Here is a 17,905-nt window from a genome sequence, read left to right on the forward strand (position 1 = left end):
CCGGCCTCAGACGAAGCGTGCCGGGTCACCCGCTCCGTGCCGTACGATCTCGGCCTCGCCGCCGGAGAAGTCGACGACGGTGGTCGGTTCGGTGCCGCAGTCCCCGGAGTCGACCACCGCGTCCACCACGTGATCGAGGCGGTCCTTGATCTCCCAGCCCTGCGTCAGCGGTTCCTCCTCGTCGGGCAGCAGCAGGGTGCTGGACAGCAGCGGTTCGCCGAGTTCGGCCAGCAGCGCCTGGGTGACCACATGGTCGGGGATGCGGACGCCGACGGTCTTCTTCTTCGGGTGCAGCAGCTTGCGCGGCACCTCCCTGGTCGCCGGGAGGATGAACGTGTAGCTGCCTGGCGTCGATGCCTTGACGGCGCGGAACACGTCGTTGTCCACGCGTACGAACTGACCGAGCTGCGCGAAGTCCCGGCACATCAGGGTGAAGTGGTGCCGGTCGTCGAGGTGCCGGATCGACCGGATCCGCTCCATGCCGTCACGGCTGCCGAGCCGGCACCCCAGGGCGTAGCAGGAGTCGGTGGGGTACGCGATGAGGGCCTCAGAGCGCACGGCATCGGCGATCTGCGTGATGCTGCGCGGCTGCGGGTTCTCGGGGTGCACATCGAAATACTTCGCCATCCGCCGAGCCTATGCCGTCCGGGAGGCGGACGCCGCACGGGTGGAGAGCCGCCGGCCAAGGGGACTGCGCGGTGGGATCGGGGCCCCGGGTGTGCGGTACGCCGTCACCGGCCCCCCGCACACCTCCTGCGGCCGGCCGTCCTCGGGCGGCGCGAATCCGCGGGCATGACCTCGGGCTTTCGGGGAAGCCGACGTCCAGCCGCTCGGCGCCCTTCCCCCGGGTCCGAGCCGGCCGTCACCGTCGGCGACCCGTCCCCCGGGGCCGCCGGCGGTGACCTGCGCCCCCGTGCCGGTGCGGCGGAGGCCGGGCGAAAAGCGGGCCGCGCGTCCGGTAGCGTCGCTCCCCACACCTAGGGCAACCGGATGAACGAGGAGAAGCGCGAGATGGCCGGCCTGGCGGACAAGGGCCCCCGCACCCGGATACTGAGCGCCGCGGACACCGCATGGGCCGAGGAACTCCTCGACCAACTGCGTCCCGGCGCACGCGAACTGCGCAGGGTGGTCGACTGGCTCGCCCGGGCCGTGGACGGCGCCGTGTGCGTGTGGGACGACACGGGAGCCGTACTCGCGGGCGCTCCGGTGCCACTGGCCGACACGCTGGTCACGGACGTGGTGACCGGACGGATCTCCTCGGCCGCCGTGGAGGACGACGGGCGGTACGTCCGCCTGGTCGCGGTGCGCCACTACGGACCGGTCCAGGCGTCGACGGGCGTGCTGGCCGTCGCCCGGGCCGCCCCGTTCGACCGGCGGGCGGCGGAGATCGTGACCCGCACCGCCCCGGTCGTCGAACTCCTGCTGCGCGAAGGCGAACTGACGGCCGCCGGGCAGCGCCTGAGACGGGCCACCGCCGACCTGCGGCTGGCGATCCTGCAACTGCTCATGGTGGAGGACACCATTGCGGCCCGCCGGGTCGCCGCGGGCCTGTGGCCGGGCCTGCTCGACACCGACACCGCCAGCGTGTACGTCGTCGAAGGGGCCGCCGAGACGCGGGACGGGCTCGTCGAGGAGTGCATCGAGGCGACCGGCGGCCGGGCCCTCGTCGTGCGCTGCCCCGCGATGGACCGGCACATCATCGTCGTCACCCCCACCGCGGTGGCCGGGGAGCGGCTGCGCTCGCTCGTCGACAGCCGCCCCGGCATCTATCTCGGCGGCAGCGTCCGGCAGAGCCTCGCCCGCACCTCGCTCGCCTACGGCCAGGCCATCAGCGCCCTCGCCGTCGCCCACTTCCGCCCCGACCAGTCGGCCGTCTACGCGGAGCGCACCCATCCGCAGACGCTGATGGACCTCACCGCCCTGCGCGCCTGGTCCGCCGACGTGCTGCGGCCGCTGGACACCCTGCCCCACCACACCCGGGCCGAACTGCTCGCCACCACCCGGCTGGGACTGGAGTACACCGCGGTCAACGCGGCGAAGGTGCTCGGCGTCAGCCGCAACACCGTCCGGGCCCGCATGGACCGCGTCGAGGCGCTGCTGCGCACCGACTTCTCCGACCTCGCCGTCCGGGCCACCGTCCACCTCGCGCTGAACACCCAGGCGGGCTGTGCCGCACCCGGACCTCAGGGGCCGCCCGCCGAGCCGCCCGCCGTCCGGCTCGGCGGTCTGCTCGCCGGGACCGCGATCCGCACCTGGGCCCACGACCTCCTCGACCGCCTGGTCCACGACGGGCGCGACCTGCGCGGCACGCTGCGTGCCTGGATCGCCGCGGGCGGGAACGCGGAGCGAGCCGCCCAGGACCTCGGGGTCCACGCCCAGACCGTGCGCGAGCACGTCCGCAGCGCGGAACCCGTCCTGGAACGCCAGCTTCTCGCCGCGGGCAGCGATCTCTACGAGGTCGTCCTGGCCCACCTGGTCGTCGGTGATCTCACCGAGCCCGTTCTGCGTCGTACGCAGCGGGGTAATGAACCGGGCTAAACGGACTTGACTGTGCACAGGTGAGTCCTCGTGGTCCGACGGCGGGCATCGGCGCGATACCCCCCCGGGGCGTTACGCACATAGGTTCAGCAGTCGGTGGGGGCACGACCGGTACGGGGGTCCGGTCGCGCCCCCGCGCCGCGTTTTGGACGCGGCCGGCACCGGACGGCCCCGCGCGGACGGAGAGCCGCCCCGGGCAGGGACCGGGCGGGCGCGGGTCCAGGGCGGCGGCAGACGGCCGGGTGGCGGTGCGGGCGTCCGCTTTCGGGTGACCCGGGCAGCCGGTCGCCGGGACGCCGGGCGGCGTGTGTCCGACGATCGCATCGGCCGGTCGGGCCGGCCCGCGTCTCCGTCCGCCGGGAGTACACCGTGCACATTCTGCTCGTGGCCAGCGCCTTCAACAGCCTCACCCAACGGGTCCACGCCGAACTGCGGGACCGCGGGCACACCATCGCGGTGGAACTCGCCCTCCCCGGCCACCAACTGGCCGAGACCGTCCGGCGGCACGCCCCCGGGCTGGTCGTCGCACCGATGCTGACGACGGCGATCCCCCGCGAGGTGTGGACGGCGTGGCCCTGTCTCGTCGTGCACCCGGGCCCTCTGGGGGACCGCGGGCCGTCCGCGCTGGACTGGGCGATCCAGGAAGGCGCCGAGGACTGGGGAGTCACGGTCCTCCAGGCGGAGGAGGAGATGGACGCCGGTGCCGTGTGGGCGTCGGTGCGCTGCCCCGTGCCCCCGGTGGGCAAGAGCGACCTGTACCGGGGCGAGGTCGCCGACGCCGCGCTGGCCGCCGTCGTCCTCGCCGTCGAGCGCTTCGGGTCGGGCTCGTTCACGCCGCAACCGCAGCGGGCCGGGCGGGCCCGCCCCTACCTCGACCAGAGCGTCCGGCGGATCGACTGGAGTGCGGACTCCACCCGGACGGTCGTGCGCAAGCTGCGCGCCGCGGACTCCCGGCCCGGCGTACTGGACGTCCTGTACGGCGAGGAGTGGTACCTGCACGGCGGCCATCCCGAACACCACCTGTACGGCGCCCCGGGGGCCCTGCTGGCCACCCGGGCCGGTGCGGTCTGCCGGGCCACGGCCGACGGCGCCGTGTGGATCCCGGAACTGCGCCGCAGACGGCTGCCCGGCCGGCCGCCCGCCGTCAAGCTGCCGGCGGTGACGGCCCTCGGGGACCTGCTGCCCGACCTGCCCGAATTCGCGCCCGCCCCGACCACCGACGCGAGCCGGTGCGGCTGGACCGACATCGGCTACCGGGAGGACGGCGACATCGGCTTCCTGGAGTTCGCCTTTCCCGGCGGCGCCATGAGCACCGCGCAGTGCCGACGCCTGCTCGCCGCCTACCGCGAGGCGTGCGCACGCCCCACCGGCGTACTGGTGCTGGGCGGCCGGCGCGACTTCTTCTCCAATGGCATCCACCTCGGCGTCATCGAGGCCGCCGCGGATCCCGCCGCCGAGTCCTGGGCCAACATCAACGCCATCGACGACCTGGTGGAGGCCGTCCTGACGACCACCGACCGCCTGGTGGTCTGCGCCCTCGGCGGCAACGCCGCGGCCGGCGGGGTGATGCTCGCCCTGGCCGCCGACGAGGTGTGGTGCCGGTCAGGGACCGTGCTGAACCCGCACTACCGGCTCATGGGCCTGTACGGATCGGAGTACTGGACGTACTCACTGCCCCGCCGGGTGGGAGCGGCGGCGGCCGAGCGGCTGATGCGGGAGGCCCTTCCGGTGAGCGCCGCCGGAGCCCTGCGGATGGGCCTGGCGGACCGGGTCGTCGAGTGCGCGCCCGGGGACTTCGCCGGGCAGGTGGCCCGGCTGGCGGCCCGGCTGGCGGCGGTACCGGGGACGTCGTCCCGGATCGCGGACAAGAAGGCCGAACTGGACCGCCAGGAGGCCGTCGAACCGCTGTCCGTGTTCCGGGACCGCGAGCTGGCCCGGATGCGCCGCACCTTCGACGACCCGGACGCCCCGTACCACGCGCTGCGCCGGGCCTTCGTCCGCAAGCAGCGCCCGGCCGGCACGCCGCCGCACCTCCCCCGCGCCGCGGGCCCGCGCGCGGCCGCCGAGCCCGGCGGCCGGTCCGCACCCCGTGTCACTGGAACGGACCAAACAGACCTCTCACCGCGCCCGGACGCCTGATACGAAGTAACACGAAAAAGGCAGTCGGAATGTCTGCTTTTATCCTCTACCTCCCTGAGGAGGCGGTCGCATGACTCGGGCCAAGCACAGCACTGCCGAGACGACGGACGCCGGCGGCACGACCGCCGACGAGACGCCCACGATCCACATCCTCTGGATCAACGCCGGGCTGAGCTGCGACGGCGACTCGGTCGCGCTGACCGCCGCCATGCAGCCGAGCATCGAGCAGATCGCGCTCGGCGTGCTGCCGGGGCTGCCGAAGATCGAGGTCCACTGGCCGCTCATCGACTTCGAATGCGGCCCGGTCGGCGGCGCCGACACGTTCATCGAGTGGTTCTTCAAGGGCGAGCGGGGCGAGATCGACCCGTTCGTGCTGGTGGTGGAGGGATCCGTACCGAACGAGGCGATCAAGCCCGAGGGCTACTGGTGCGGCTTCGGCGACAACCCGGAGACCGGCCAGCCGATCACCACGAGCGAGTGGATCGACCGGCTCGCCCCCAAGGCCCTCGCCGTCGTCGCCATCGGCACCTGCGCCACCTACGGCGGCATCCACGCCATGGCGGGCAACCCGACCGGCGCGATGGGCGTGCCGGACTACCTCGGCTGGGACTGGAAGTCCAAGGCGGGCATCCCCATCGTGTGCGTCCCGGGCTGTCCCATCCAGCCCGACAACTTCGCCGAGACGCTCACCTACCTGCTCTACCAGGCGGCGGGTTCCGCCCCGATGATCCCCCTGGACGACAAGCTCCGCCCGGCCTGGCTGTTCGGCGCCACCGTGCACGAGGGCTGCGACCGGGCCGGCTACTACGAGCAGGGCGACTTCGCCGAGACGTACGACTCGCCCAAGTGCCTGGTCAAGATCGGCTGCTGGGGTCCCGTGGTGAAGTGCAACGTGCCCAAGCGCGGCTGGATGAACGGCATCGGCGGCTGCCCGAACGTCGGCGGCATCTGCATCGCCTGCACCATGCCCGGTTTCCCCGACAAGTTCATGCCGTTCATGGACCAGCCCCCCGGCGCGACGCTGTCGACCAAGGCCAGCGGCGCCTACGGCGCGGTGATCCGCCGACTGCGCTCGGTCACCCAGCACACCGTCGACCAGGAGCCCAAGTGGCGCCACACCGGCGGCAAGCTCACCACCGGGTACCGCCCGCCGTGGTGATCACCACGAGCAGCCACGCCCCGTCCCGCTTCCCGCACCTCCCGCTCGCAGAAGGGCACGACTGACACCATGGCACCGACGAGCAAAGCGGCCCGCGACGGCAGCGGCCTGATCGAGATGTCCTGGGATCCGATCACCCGGATCGTGGGCAGCCTGGGCATCCACACGAAGATCGACTTCAAGCAGAAGCGGGTCGCCGAGTGCTACAGCACCTCGTCGGTCTTCCGCGGCTACAGCGTGTTCATGCGCGGCAAGGACCCCCGCGACGCGCACTTCATCACCAGCCGCATCTGCGGCATCTGCGGCGACAACCACGCCACCTGCTCGGTGTACGCGCAGAACATGGCCTACGGGGTCAAGCCGCCGCACCTCGGCGAGTGGGTCATCAACCTCGGCGAGGCCGCGGAGTACATGTTCGACCACAACATCTTCCAGGAGAACCTGGTCGGGGTCGACTACTGCGAGAAGATGGTCAAGGAGACCAACCCCGGCGTCCTCGACCTCGCCGAACGCACCGAGGCACCGCACGCAGCGGACCACGGCTACCGCACCATCGCCGACATCATGCGCTCCCTGAACCCCATGGAGGGCGACTTCTACCGCGAGGCGCTCCAGGTCAGCCGCTACACCCGGGAGATGTTCTGCCTGATGGAGGGCCGCCACGTGCACCCCTCCACGCTCTACCCGGGCGGCGTCGGCACCAACGCCTCCGTCCAGTTGTTCACGGACTACCTCAGCCGTCTGATGCGGTACGTGGAGTTCATGAAACGCGTCGTCCCGCTCCACGACGACCTGTTCGACTTCTTCTACGAGGCCCTGCCCGGCTACGAGGAAGTCGGCCGGCGTCGCGTCCTGCTCGGCTGCTGGGGAGCGCTCAACGACCCCGAGTACTGTGACTTCACCTACGCCAACATGACGGACTGGGGACGGCGCATGTTCGTCACCCCGGGCGTCGTCGTCGACGGCAAGCTCGTCACCACCGACCTCACCGAGATCAACCTCGGCATCCGCATCCTGCTGGGCAGTTCCTACTACGAGGACTGGGCGGGCCGGGAACAGTTCGTCACCCACGACCCGCTGGGCAACCCGGTCGACCCGCGCCACCCCTGGAACCAGCACACCATCCCCGCCCCGCAGAAGCGGAACTTCGAGGACAAGTACAGCTGGGTGATGTCGCCCCGCTGGTTCGACGGCAAGGACCACCTCGCCCTGGACACCGGCGGCGGTCCCCTCGCCCGGCTGTGGTCCACCGCCCTGGCCGGCCTGGTCGACACCGGCGGGGTGAAGGCCACCGGGCAGAGCGTCGTCATCACCCTGCCGCGCACCATGACCCGGCCCGAGACGACCTTCGAGTGGAAGATCCCGAAGTGGAGCAACGCCCTGGAACGCAACCGGGCGCGCAGCTACTTCCAGGCGTACACCGCCGCCCTCGCGCTGCACTTCGCGGAGAAGGGCCTCGAAGAGGTCCGCGCCGGACGCACCCAGACCTGGGAGAAGTTCGAGGTGCCGGACGAGAGCATCGGCGTCGGATTCACCGAGGCGGTCCGCGGTCTCCTCTCCCACCACATGGTGATCCGCGACGGCAAGATCGCCAACTACCACCCGTACCCGCCCACCCCGTGGAACGCCAGCGTCCGCGACCCCTACGGCACGCCGGGACCCTACGAGGACGCCGTGCAGAACACCCCCATCTTCGAGGAGAACCCGCCGGACAGCTTCAAGGGCATCGACATCATGCGCGCCGTGCGCAGCTTTGACCCCTGTCTGCCGTGCGGCGTCCACATGTACGTCGGCGACGGCCGGACCGTGGAGAAGATGCACGTACCCACCGGCCTGAGCGGACTCGGCGGATGAGCGCCACCGCGGCACCGGCGCACGCGGAACGGGCCGGCCGGCGCATCGAGGAGGTGCTCGACCGGCTCTCCGCCACCGGGGACCCGGCCGCCGTCGCGGCGGCCGAGGAACTCGTGCGCTCCCTCATGGAGTTCTACGGCGCGGGCCTGGCCCGGATCCTGGAACTGCTCTCCGCCCCCGAGGACCGGACACGCGCCGAGACCCTGTACGGCGACGGACTCGTCGCGAGCCTGCTGCTCCTGCACGACCTGCACCCCGAGGACCTGAACGCCCGCATCGGCCGCGCCCTCGACAGCATCGACGGCGCCGGCCCCGACGCGCTCGAAGTCCTCGGCCTCGACGAGGTGACGGGAACGCTGCGGCTGCGCGCCGTCTCCGGCGGGGGCTGTGGCTGCGCCGCCGGCGCCCCGGACCTGCGGCAGGCCGCCGAGGACGCGCTCTCCTGCTTCGCGCCCGAGGTCACGGCCGTCGAGGTGCGGCCGGGCACCGCCGAGCCCGCACTGCTGCAGATCGGCACCCGTCCCGGGGCCGGTGCATGAGCGCGACCCCGGCCCCCACGACGCACACCGGCCGCGGCCTGCGCCGGTTCCTGTCCGAGCGCCCGCCGCAGCCGGAACGCTGCGGACTGTGCGCGACCCCCGTGGCGGACACGGACCACCGCCACCTCGTCGACACCGAGCGGCGGGCCCTGGTCTGTGCCTGCATGGCCTGCTTCCTGCTGATGGAGCAGCCCGGTGCCGGCGGCGGCCGCTTCCGAGCGGTCCCCGCCCGCTACCTCACCGACCCGGACCACCGCCTCGACGACCGCGCCTGGGACACCCTGCGCATCCCGGTCGGCGTCGCCTTCTTCTTCCGCAACGCCGCACTCGACCGGCTCGTCTCCCTCTACCCGAGTCCGGCCGGAGCCACCGAGAGCGAACTGGAACCGGCCGCCTGGAGCGCGGTGCTCGGCGAGAGCGCCCTCGCCGGACTGCTCGAACCCGACGTGGAGGCACTGCTCGTGCGTCGCACCGACGACGGCTGCGGCTGCTACCTGGTGCCGATCGACATCTGCTACGAACTCGTCGGCCGGATGCGGCTTTTGTGGCAGGGCTTCGACGGCGGGGCCGAGGCCCGGGCCGCCCTGGACGCCTTCTTCGCGCACGTCGAGGACCGGGCCCGGCCCGTCGGCACGGAGGTCCGCCCATGAGCCGGCTCTCCTTCGCCTGCACCGCAGTGCGCGCCGACCGCTACGCGGCCGGCCCCACCCTGGTGTTCCGGCTGCGGATCACCACCCCCGACGACGAACCCGTGCACGCCCTGGCGCTGCGCTGCCAGATCCGTGTCGAACCCGCCCGGCGCGGCTACGACCGCGCGGAGACCGACGGGCTCGTGGACCTGTTCGGCGAGCCCTCCCGGTGGGGCAGCACCCTGCAGCCGGTGCAGTTCGCCGAGGTCCCGCTGATGGTCCCCGGCTTCACCCGGGAGACCGAGACGGACCTGGTCGTGCCCTGCACCTACGACATGGACATCGCCGCCACCCGCTATCTCGACGCGCTCGGCGGGGGAGACGTACCCCTGCTGATGCTGTTCTCCGGAACGGCGTTCACCGGCGCCCGCGGCTTTCGCGTCGAACCCGTCCCGTGGGACCGGGAGGCCGCCTTCCGGATGCCGGTCGCCACCTGGCGCGAGATGGTCGAACAGCACTTCCCCGGCTGCGGCTGGATCCGGCTGCCCCGCGACACCATGGACGCCCTGCTGGCGTTCCGCTCGGGCCGGGCGCTGCCCTCCTGGGAGGCGACCGTACAGGCCCTGCTCGCACAGGCGCGGACCGAGTCCGCACCGGGATCCGTCCTCACCAGCACGACCGGAAGGACCGCTCCGTGAGTGTGACCGCGTTCGCCCCCGAGACCGAGGCACGCCTCGCCGTCGCCCGGAAAGTGGCCGACGCCGTCCTCTTCGAGGGCTACGTGCTCTACCCCTACCGGGCCTCGGCCGCGAAGAACCGGCTGCGCTGGCAGTTCGGCGTGCTGGTGCCGCCCGGCTGGGGCGCCGACTGCGAGGAGCACTCCTTCCAGCACACCGAGTGCCTGCTGGAACCCAAGGCGGGCGCCGCGCTCGCCGTCGAGCTGCGGTTCCTGCGCGCCCGCCGCCGCACCGTCCAACGGGCGGTCACGGGCGGCGGTTTCGAGACCGTCTCCGAACTCCGTCTGGCGGACCGGGTGCTGGTCCCCTGGGACGAAGGGGTGGAGGAACGCGTCACGGCCGTCGTGCCGGTCGCCGACCTCCTCGCCGGGGACGTCACCGTCGCCGTCGAGCGGCCCGCCGGCACCGACCAGGAGACCGTCCTCGACGCCGACGGCCGCACGGCGGGCCGTACCGTCCACCGGTACGAGCCGCTGACCGGCCGGCTGCGCCTGTCGGCAGCCGAACTCGACGGCCCCTACCGGGTGCTGCGGCTGACCGCGGTCGCCGAGAACACCAGCGACTGGAACCCGCCGGCCGGCCGCGCCGCCGACCGGGACGCGGCCCTGCCGCGCTCCCTGGTGGCCGCCCACCTCCTGCTGACCGTGGACCGCGGCTCGTTCCTGTCGATGACCGACCCGCCGCAGTGGGCGAAGGGCGCGGTCGCCGGCTGCCGCAACCTGCACACCTGGCCGGTGCTGGCCGCCGAGCCCGGCCGCACGGACGTGGTGCTGTCCTCGCCGATCATCCTGGAGGACCACCCGGCCATCGCCCCCGAGAGCCCCGGCGCCCTGTACGACGCGACCGAGATCGACGAGATCCTCGCACTGCGCACCGCCGCCCTCACCGACGAGGAGAAACGCGAGGCGCGGGGCACCGACGAACGGGCCGCCGCCGTGATCGACCTGGCGGACTCGCTCCCACCCGAGGTGCTGGAACGCCTGCACGGCACGGTCCGCGGCCTGCGCGAGGCGACCGGGCCGAACGCCGGAGCGGGCTTCCCCGACGAACACGGCGTGCCGCGGCCGGACACCCCGTGGTGGGACCCGGCCTCCGACGCCGGTTTCGACCCCGGTCACGACAGCGTCCTCCTCGACGGCCGGCCGGTACGCGCGGGCAGCCGCCTCGTGCTGCGCCCAGGCGCGCGCCGCACCGACGCCCAGGACCTGTTCCTGCACGGCAGCGGCGCGACGGTCGAGGCGGTGCTGCACGACGTGGACGGCGTGGTGCACGTGGCGGTCACCCTGGACGGCGACCCGGGCGCCGACCTGCGCCGCGAACAGGGCCGCTTCCTCTACTTCCAGCCCGACGAACTCGCCTGGCCGAAGGACGACGACTGATGAGCGCCCCCATCACGGCCGGCCGGATCCTCGTCGCGGGCATCGGGAACGTCTTCCTCGGCGACGACGCCTTCGGCGTGGAGACCGCCCGCGCCCTGACCGGCCGCCCGCTGCCCGGCCACGTCGAGGTCGCCGACATCGGGGTGCGCGGCGTGCACCTCGCCTACCGGCTTCTCGACGGCTACGACACCCTGGTCCTGGTGGACGCCACGGCACGCGGCGGCCCACCGGGCACCCTCTACGTCATCGAGCACGAGGACGCCGGCCGGGCCGAGGCGGCGGGCGCCTCGCTGGACGGCCACCGCATGACCCCGGACGCCGTGCTCGCCCTGCTCGGCACCCTCTGCGCCGGCACCGGCGCAGAGCCCCCGCGCCGCATCCTCGTCGTGGGGTGCGAACCTGCCTCGGTGGACGAGCGGATGGGGCTGAGCGCTCCGGTCGCCGCGGCCGTGCCGCAGGCCGTCCGGCTCGTCGAGGACCTGCTGGCCGCGTCCCCGGCACCCGAACCGTGTCCACCGGCCGACGCCGTGAACTGAACTGCCGAAGCCGCGAAGCGAAGTGAGGAGAGTCCCATGAAGAAGATCGTCGTCGGCGCACTGGCCGCCGCGGTCGCCATGGTCGTCGTGCAGTCCCTGCCCGACCTCCGGCGCTATCTGAAGATCCGCAGCATGTGAGCCCCGTCCCGCGGCGCACCCCGCCCCGGCGGGGCGCTGCGGCAAACGACGTACGCGGCCCGGCCACGGCGGCGTGCCGGGCCGGCGGTCCGGCACCCCGCACCTCTAATGGGAGACGGCCGTTCGCGTACGTACGGCCCGCTCCGTGTGCACGTACGGCCCGCCCGGACGGAGGCAGATGCACGAGATGTCCATCGCGCTGGCGGTGATCGAGCAGGTGGCGGAGGCCGCCGAACGGGCCGGCGACGTCACCGCGGTGCGCTCGGTGCGGCTCCAGGTGGGCGAACTGGCCGGTGTCGTACCCGACGCCCTTGCCTTCTCCTTCGAACTGGCCTGTGCCGGAACCCTGCTGGAGGGCGCCGAACTGGTCACCGAACCCGTGCCGGGGCGGGCCCGCTGCGCGCCCTGCGACCACGAATGGGCGGTCGGCATGCCGCCCCGGCTGAGCTGCCCGCGGTGCCGGGGCGCCAGCACCGACCTGCTGTCCGGCCGCGAACTGCGCATCACCGGGGTGCGCTGGGAGGACGGGACGACGTCGGCACCCCCTTGTGAACCGAGCGTCGAGGAGCGTTGAACCATGTGCCGTGCGGTGGATCTCCAACAGTCCGTGCTCGCCCGCAACGACGAGTCCGCGCAGGCCCTGCGCGCGCGCCTCGCGGCCCGCGGCACCACGGTCGTCAACCTGCTCTCCAGCCCGGGCAGCGGCAAGACCGCCCTGCTGGAGCACGAACTGACCCTGGCCCGTGAGCGGTTCGTGCCGGTCGCCGCGCTCACCGCCGACCTCGCCACCGAGAACGACGCTGCCCGGCTCAAGCGTTCCGGGGTCCCGGTCAGACAGATCCTCACCGACGGGCTGTGCCATCTGGAGGCCGGGATGCTAGCCCGGCACATCGAGGAGTGGCTGCCGGAGCCGACGCGGCTGCTGTTCGTGGAGAACGTCGGCAACCTCGTCTGCCCGGCCTCCTACGACCTCGGCGAGAGCCTGCGGGTGGTCCTGGCCTCCGTGACGGAGGGCGAGGACAAGCCGCTGAAGTACCCCACCGCCTTCGGCCTCGCCCACCTGGTGGTCGTCACCAAGACCGACATCGCCCAGGCCGTGGGCTTCGACGAGGAGGCGTTCCGCGCCCACGTCGAGCAGGTCAACCCGGGCGTCGAGGTGGTGCTGACGTCGGTGCGCGGACAACAGGGGCTCGGCATCCTCCTGGAGCGGGCCCTGGCCGCCGCCGACGGCACCCCGCCGCACACCCCGGTCATGGCCCGCCGCCCGCACGAGCACGCCGGGCACTCCCACGGCGGCCACACCCACGCCACGGTCCCGTCGCACCCGTGAGCGTCACCGGGGCAACCGAGGAGGCGCTGCGCCGCCGGGTCGTCGTCCGCGGTGTGGTGCAGGGCGTCGGCTTCCGGCCCTACGTCCACGGCCTCGCCACCTCGCTCGGCCTGACCGGGCACGTGACCAACACGCCGGACGGGGTGGTCGTCGAGGTCGAGGGCGCCCCGGCGGCCGTGGGCCGGTTCTGCGCGCGGATCGCGCCGGACGCCCCGCCGCTGGCCCGTGTCGACGGCGTCGACCATCAGGACGTGCCGGTCACCGGCGACGGCGCGTTCACGATTCTCGCCTCCCGCACCGGCGGCCCGGCCGGCGCCCTCATCCCCCCGGACACGGCGACCTGCGCCGCCTGCCTGCGCGAACTCGCCGACCCCGCCGACCGGCGCCACCGCCACCCCTTCGTCAACTGCACCCACTGCGGCCCCCGACTCACGATCGTCACCGGCCTGCCCTACGACCGGCCGCACACCACCATGGCCCGCTTCCCGCTGTGCCCCGGCTGCGCCCGCGAGTACGCCGACCCCGCCGACCGGCGCTTCCACGCCCAGCCCGTCGCCTGCCCGGACTGCGGTCCACGGCTGCGCCTGCTCGTCCGCCGCCCGCATCCCGGCGCCGCCCCCGAGGAGGTCACCGACGCGGACCCGGTGGCCGGGGCACGGCGGCTGCTGGCGCGGGGCGCGGTCGTCGCGGTGAAGGGGCTCGGCGGCTACCACCTGGCCTGCGACGCCACCGATCCCCGGGCCGTCGCACTGCTGCGGCAGCGCAAGGCACGGGGCGACAAGCCGTTCGCGCTGATGGTCCGCGGCCTCGACGACATCGCACACCTGGTGTCGCCCGACGAGGCGGAACGCGCACTGCTCGGCGGCCCGGTCCGCCCCATCGTGCTGCTGCGCCGCCGCGCCGGTACCGCACCCGCCGGTCCGCGCCCGGCGGACCAGGTCGCCCCCGGCAGCCCCGACCTCGGCGTGATGCTGCCCTACACCCCCCTGCACCACCTCCTGCTGGGCCTGCCCGGAGACCCCGAGGGCCCCCGGCTGCTGGTCATGACGAGCGGCAACGTGTCCGGCGAACCGATCGTCACCGACGACGGGGAGGCCCTGGAACGCCTCGCCCGTCTGGCCGACGCCTGGCTCACCCACGACCGGCCGATCCATGTGCCCTGCGACGACTCGGTGGTGCGGGTGTGCGACGGGCAGCCGCTGCTGGTGCGCCGCGCCCGCGGCTACGCGCCGCTGCCCCTGGACCTGCCCGTGCCGGTGCGCCCGGCCCTCGCGGTCGGCGGTGACCTGAAGAACGCGTGCTGTCTCGGCGCCGGCCGGCGGGCCTGGCTGTCGGCGCACATCGGGGACATGGACGACCTCGCCACCCAGCGCGCCTTCGGCCGCGCGGTGGCCCAACTGGAGTCGATCACACCGGTGCGGCCCGAACTGCTGGCGGCCGACCGGCACCCGGGCTACCGCTCCGCCCGGTGGGCCGACCGCAACGCCGCCGGACGGCCGGTGGTCCGCGTCCAGCACCACCACGCGCACATCGCCGCCGCGATGGCCGAACACGGACTGGACGGCGGCCGGCCCGTGCTCGGCGCGGCATTCGACGGCACCGGCCACGGCGACGACGGAGCGGTGTGGGGCGGGGAGTTCCTGCTCGCGGACTACGCCGGTTTCACCCGCGTCGGACACCTGGCCTACGTACCCCTGCCGGGCGGCGACGCCGCGGTGCACCGGCCCTACCGCATGGCGCTCGCGCACCTGCGCGCGGCCGGCCTCGACTGGTCCGCCGACCTGCCCTGTGTGGCCGCCTGCCCACCGGTCGAACGAGGTGTACTGGAACGGCAGTTGGAGCGCGGCCTCGGCTGCGTGCCCACCTCCAGCATGGGCCGCCTCTTCGACGCGGTGTCGTCCCTCGCCGGCGTGTGCCACCGGGCCGGGTACGAGGCCCAGGCCGCCATGGAACTGGAGGCCGCCGCGCTGTGCGCCCCCGCCACGGACACCGCCGCCTATGCCTTCGCCGTGCGCGAGGGGGAGTGCGGTGACGGGCGACCGGGTGCCGGACCGCTGCGGGCCGACGCGGCGCCGGTCCTGGCCGCGATCGTCGCCGACCTGCGGGCCGGCGTGCCCGCGGCAGCCGTCGCCGCCCGCTTCCACCGGGCCGTCACCCGCCTCGTGCACCACGTCTGCCTGCTGGCCCGGGACCGGCACGGAACGGACACCGTCGCCCTCACCGGCGGCGTGTTCCTCAACTCCCTGCTCTCCTCGGCCTGCGCCGCGGCTCTGGCGGCGGACGGCTTCACCGTGCTCCGCCACCGCCTGGTCCCGCCCGGCGACGGCGGACTGGCCCTGGGGCAGCTGATGGTGGCCGCCCGGACGGCCGGCCCGGGCGGGACGACCCCCTGAAGACCGACGCACCATCCCACAGCGAGGAGAGGCCCATGTGCCTGGCGGTACCCGGCAGAGTGCTGGACATCGACGAACGGGACGGCACCCGGGTGGCCACCGTCGATTTCGGCGGCGTGGTCAAGGAGGTGTGCCTGGAGTACCTGCCCGACCTGCAGGTCGGCGAGTACGCCATCGTGCACGTCGGTTTCGCGCTGCAACGGCTCGACGAGGAATCGGCCCGCAGGACGCTCGAACTCTTCGCCGAACTCGGCATGCTCCAGGAGGAGTTCGGCGACCCCTGGGAGGCCGCCGCGGACGCGGGCACCGGACACCCGGGCGAGGAGGCACGGCAGTGAAGTACATCGACGAGTTCCAGGACCCGGAGCTGGCCCGCCGGCTCCTCGACGAGATCCACGCGACGGTCACCAGGCCCTGGGCGCTGATGGAGGTCTGCGGCGGGCAGACGCACTCCATCATCCGCCACGGCATCGACCAGCTCCTGCCCGAGCAAGTCGAGTTGATCCACGGTCCGGGCTGCCCGGTGTGTGTCACACCGCTGGAGGTCATCGACAAGGCCCTGGAGATCGCCTCCCGCCCCGAGGTGATCTTCTGCTCCTTCGGCGACATGCTCCGGGTGCCCGGGACGGGCCGCGACCTGTTCCAGGTGCGCGGGCAGGGTGGCGACGTACGGGTCGTCTACTCGCCGCTGGACGCCCTGCGGATCGCCCAGCAACACCCGGACCGCGAGGTGGTGTTCTTCGGCATCGGCTTCGAGACCACCGCGCCGCCCAACGCGATGACCGTCCACCAGGCCCGCAGGCTCGGCATCCGCAACTTCAGCCTGCTGGTCTCGCACGTCCGGGTGCCGCCCGCCATCGAGGCGATCATGCGCTCGCCGAGCTGCCGGGTACAGGCGTTCCTCGCCGCCGGGCACGTGTGCACCGTCATGGGCGTCGACGAGTACCCGGAGCTGGCCCGGCGCCACCGCGTGCCCATCGTCGTCACCGGCTTCGAACCGCTGGACATCCTCGAAGGCGTACGCCGCACCGTGACGCAGCTCGAACGCGGTGAGCACACCGTCGAGAACGCCTACCCGCGGGCCGTGCGGGCCGAGGGCAATCCCGCGGCCAGGGCCATGCTGGAGGACGTCTTCGAGGTCACCGACCGGCCCTGGCGGGGGATCGGCGTGATCCCCGGCAGCGGCTGGCGGCTGTCCGAGAAGTACCGCGCCTACGACGCCGAACTGCGGTTCAGCGTCGACGGCATCCGCACCCAGGAGCCGGCCGAGTGCCGCAGCGGCGAGGTCCTCCAGGGCCTGCTCAAGCCCCACCAGTGCGAGGCGTTCGGCACCCGTTGCACCCCGCGCACCCCGCTCGGCGCCACCATGGTCTCCAGCGAGGGTGCCTGCGCCGCCTACTACCTCTACCGACGCCTGCAGAACACGCCCGCGCCCCGGGAGGCGAGCCCCGTTGCCTGACACCACCGACACCCTGGACGTGACAGGCTGGACCTGCCCGGCCCCGCTGCGCGACCAGCCCCGCGTCGTCATGGGCCACGGCGGCGGGGGCACGCTCTCCGCCGAACTGGTGGAGCACGTGTTCGCGCCCGCGTTCGGCGGGGCGGCCCTCGCCGAGCTGGGCGACGCGGCCGCGCTGTCCCTGGGCGGTGTCCGGCTGGCCTTCTCCACCGACTCCTTCGTGGTACGGCCGCTGTTCTTCCCCGGCGGCAGCATCGGCGATCTCGCGGTCAACGGCACCGTCAACGACCTCGCCATGAGCGGCGCCAGAGCCGCCTACCTCTCCTGCGGATTCATCCTGGAGGAAGGGGTGGAGATCGAGACCGTGGCACGGGTGGCCGAGGCGCTCGGTGCCGCCGCGCGCACGGCGGGCGTGGAGGTCGCGACCGGCGACACCAAGGTGGTCGAGTCCGGGCACGGCGACGGGATCTTCGTCAACACGGCCGGCATCGGCCTGATCCCGGCGGGCGTCGACCTGCGTCCGGCCCGGGTGGTGCCCGGCGACGTGGTGATCGTCAGCGGGCCGGTCGGTGTGCACGGTGTGGCCGTCATGAGTGTGCGCGAGGGCCTGGAGTTCGGCGTGGAGATCGTCAGCGACTGCGCGGCGCTCGGCGGTCTGGTGGCGGACATGCTCGCCGTCACCCCGGACCTCCATGTGCTGCGCGACCCCACCCGCGGGGGACTCGCGGCCGCGCTCAACGAGATCGCGGCCGCCTCGGGCACCGGCGTCGTCATCACGGAACGCGACGTGCCGGTCCCGCCGGCCGTCGCCAGCGCCTGTGCCGTACTCGGCCTCGACCCGTTCTACGTCGCCAACGAGGGCAAGCTCGTGGCGTTCGTGCCGCGCGAGCACGCCGACGCCGTACTGGCGGCGATGCGGGCGCATCCGCTGGGCGCGCAGGCCGCGATCATCGGCGAGGCGGTGGCCGACCACCCCGGCATGGTGGTGGCCCGTACCGGTCTGGGCGGCACCCGGGTGGTCGACATGCCGCTGGGGGAGCAGTTGCCGCGGATCTGCTGAGGGGGCCGGGCCGCC

Annotated in this window: 17 protein-coding genes; 16 read left to right on the top strand and 1 reads right to left on the bottom strand. The window is 73.4% G+C overall.

Annotated elements, in window-relative coordinates:
* Positions 1-6: 6 nt before the first annotated feature.
* On the bottom strand, positions 7-627 hold the full coding sequence (locus tag ACFYPJ_RS24160; RefSeq protein WP_389020764.1) for an L-threonylcarbamoyladenylate synthase: 621 nt from the start codon (positions 625-627) through the stop codon (positions 7-9).
* A gap of 384 nt (positions 628-1,011) precedes the next feature.
* On the opposite strand from ACFYPJ_RS24160, the gene ACFYPJ_RS24165 reads away from it, so the two are divergent.
* From ACFYPJ_RS24165 to hypE, 16 genes are all read left to right on the top strand, one after another.
* Positions 1,012-2,538 carry a helix-turn-helix domain-containing protein gene (locus ACFYPJ_RS24165; RefSeq protein ID WP_389021178.1) on the top strand — a complete coding sequence of 509 codons (1,527 nt, stop codon included), beginning with the start codon at positions 1,012-1,014 and terminating at the stop codon, positions 2,536-2,538.
* Between the two features lie 369 nt (positions 2,539-2,907).
* Complete coding sequence (locus ACFYPJ_RS24170) at positions 2,908-4,677, top strand: hydrogenase maturation protein (RefSeq protein WP_389020766.1); 1,770 nt, start codon at positions 2,908-2,910, stop codon at positions 4,675-4,677.
* Between the two features lie 70 nt (positions 4,678-4,747).
* Positions 4,748-5,836, top strand: coding sequence for a hydrogenase expression protein HypE (locus ACFYPJ_RS24175; protein ID WP_389020769.1), 1,089 nt, complete (start codon positions 4,748-4,750; stop codon positions 5,834-5,836).
* Positions 5,837-5,905: 69 nt separating this feature from the next.
* On the top strand, positions 5,906-7,690 hold the full coding sequence (locus tag ACFYPJ_RS24180; RefSeq protein ID WP_389020772.1) for a nickel-dependent hydrogenase large subunit: 1,785 nt from the start codon (positions 5,906-5,908) through the stop codon (positions 7,688-7,690).
* Positions 7,687-8,229, top strand: coding sequence for a hypothetical protein (locus ACFYPJ_RS24185; RefSeq protein WP_389020774.1), 543 nt, complete (start codon positions 7,687-7,689; stop codon positions 8,227-8,229). The genes ACFYPJ_RS24180 and ACFYPJ_RS24185 overlap by 4 nt, the downstream gene beginning before the upstream one ends.
* Positions 8,226-8,879 (top strand): DUF5947 family protein, encoded by a 654-nt coding sequence (locus ACFYPJ_RS24190; RefSeq protein WP_389020777.1) that lies wholly within the window; start codon positions 8,226-8,228, stop codon positions 8,877-8,879. Before ACFYPJ_RS24185 ends, ACFYPJ_RS24190 begins: the two co-directional genes overlap by 4 nt.
* Positions 8,876-9,556 (top strand): DUF6084 family protein, encoded by a 681-nt coding sequence (locus ACFYPJ_RS24195; protein ID WP_389020780.1) that lies wholly within the window; start codon positions 8,876-8,878, stop codon positions 9,554-9,556. The genes ACFYPJ_RS24190 and ACFYPJ_RS24195 overlap by 4 nt, the downstream gene beginning before the upstream one ends.
* Positions 9,553-10,974, top strand: a complete 1,422-nt coding sequence (locus ACFYPJ_RS24200; RefSeq protein WP_389020782.1) for a hypothetical protein — start codon at positions 9,553-9,555, stop codon at positions 10,972-10,974. The genes ACFYPJ_RS24195 and ACFYPJ_RS24200 overlap by 4 nt, the downstream gene beginning before the upstream one ends.
* Positions 10,974-11,510, top strand: coding sequence for a hydrogenase maturation protease (locus tag ACFYPJ_RS24205; protein ID WP_389020785.1), 537 nt, complete (start codon positions 10,974-10,976; stop codon positions 11,508-11,510). The genes ACFYPJ_RS24200 and ACFYPJ_RS24205 overlap by 1 nt, the downstream gene beginning before the upstream one ends.
* Positions 11,511-11,546: 36 nt before the next feature.
* Positions 11,547-11,648 (top strand): DUF6893 family small protein, encoded by a 102-nt coding sequence (locus ACFYPJ_RS24210; RefSeq protein WP_389020788.1) that lies wholly within the window; start codon positions 11,547-11,549, stop codon positions 11,646-11,648.
* Between the two features lie 178 nt (positions 11,649-11,826).
* Entirely contained in the window at positions 11,827-12,222 is a 396-nt protein-coding gene (locus tag ACFYPJ_RS24215) for a hydrogenase maturation nickel metallochaperone HypA (RefSeq protein ID WP_389020791.1), read from the top strand.
* A 3-nt stretch (positions 12,223-12,225) separates the two neighbouring features.
* Positions 12,226-12,978, top strand: a complete 753-nt coding sequence (hypB, locus tag ACFYPJ_RS24220) for a hydrogenase nickel incorporation protein HypB (RefSeq protein ID WP_389020794.1) — start codon at positions 12,226-12,228, stop codon at positions 12,976-12,978.
* Positions 12,975-15,371, top strand: a complete 2,397-nt coding sequence (gene hypF, locus ACFYPJ_RS24225) for a carbamoyltransferase HypF (protein WP_389020797.1) — start codon at positions 12,975-12,977, stop codon at positions 15,369-15,371. The genes hypB and hypF overlap by 4 nt, the downstream gene beginning before the upstream one ends.
* Positions 15,372-15,406: 35 nt before the next feature.
* Positions 15,407-15,709, top strand: coding sequence for a HypC/HybG/HupF family hydrogenase formation chaperone (locus ACFYPJ_RS24230; protein WP_389020799.1), 303 nt, complete (start codon positions 15,407-15,409; stop codon positions 15,707-15,709).
* Entirely contained in the window at positions 15,706-16,830 is a 1,125-nt protein-coding gene (gene hypD / locus ACFYPJ_RS24235; protein WP_389020801.1) for a hydrogenase formation protein HypD, read from the top strand. Before ACFYPJ_RS24230 ends, hypD begins: the two co-directional genes overlap by 4 nt.
* Positions 16,823-17,890: a hydrogenase expression/formation protein HypE gene (hypE, locus tag ACFYPJ_RS24240; protein ID WP_389020803.1), complete on the top strand. Its 1,068-nt coding sequence runs from the start codon at positions 16,823-16,825 to the stop codon at positions 17,888-17,890. The genes hypD and hypE overlap by 8 nt, the downstream gene beginning before the upstream one ends.
* Positions 17,891-17,905: the final 15 nt, after the last annotated feature.

This window comes from Streptomyces sp. NPDC006012 (genome assembly GCF_042871185.1).
Taxonomy (GTDB): Bacteria; Actinomycetota; Actinomycetes; order Streptomycetales; family Streptomycetaceae; genus Streptomyces.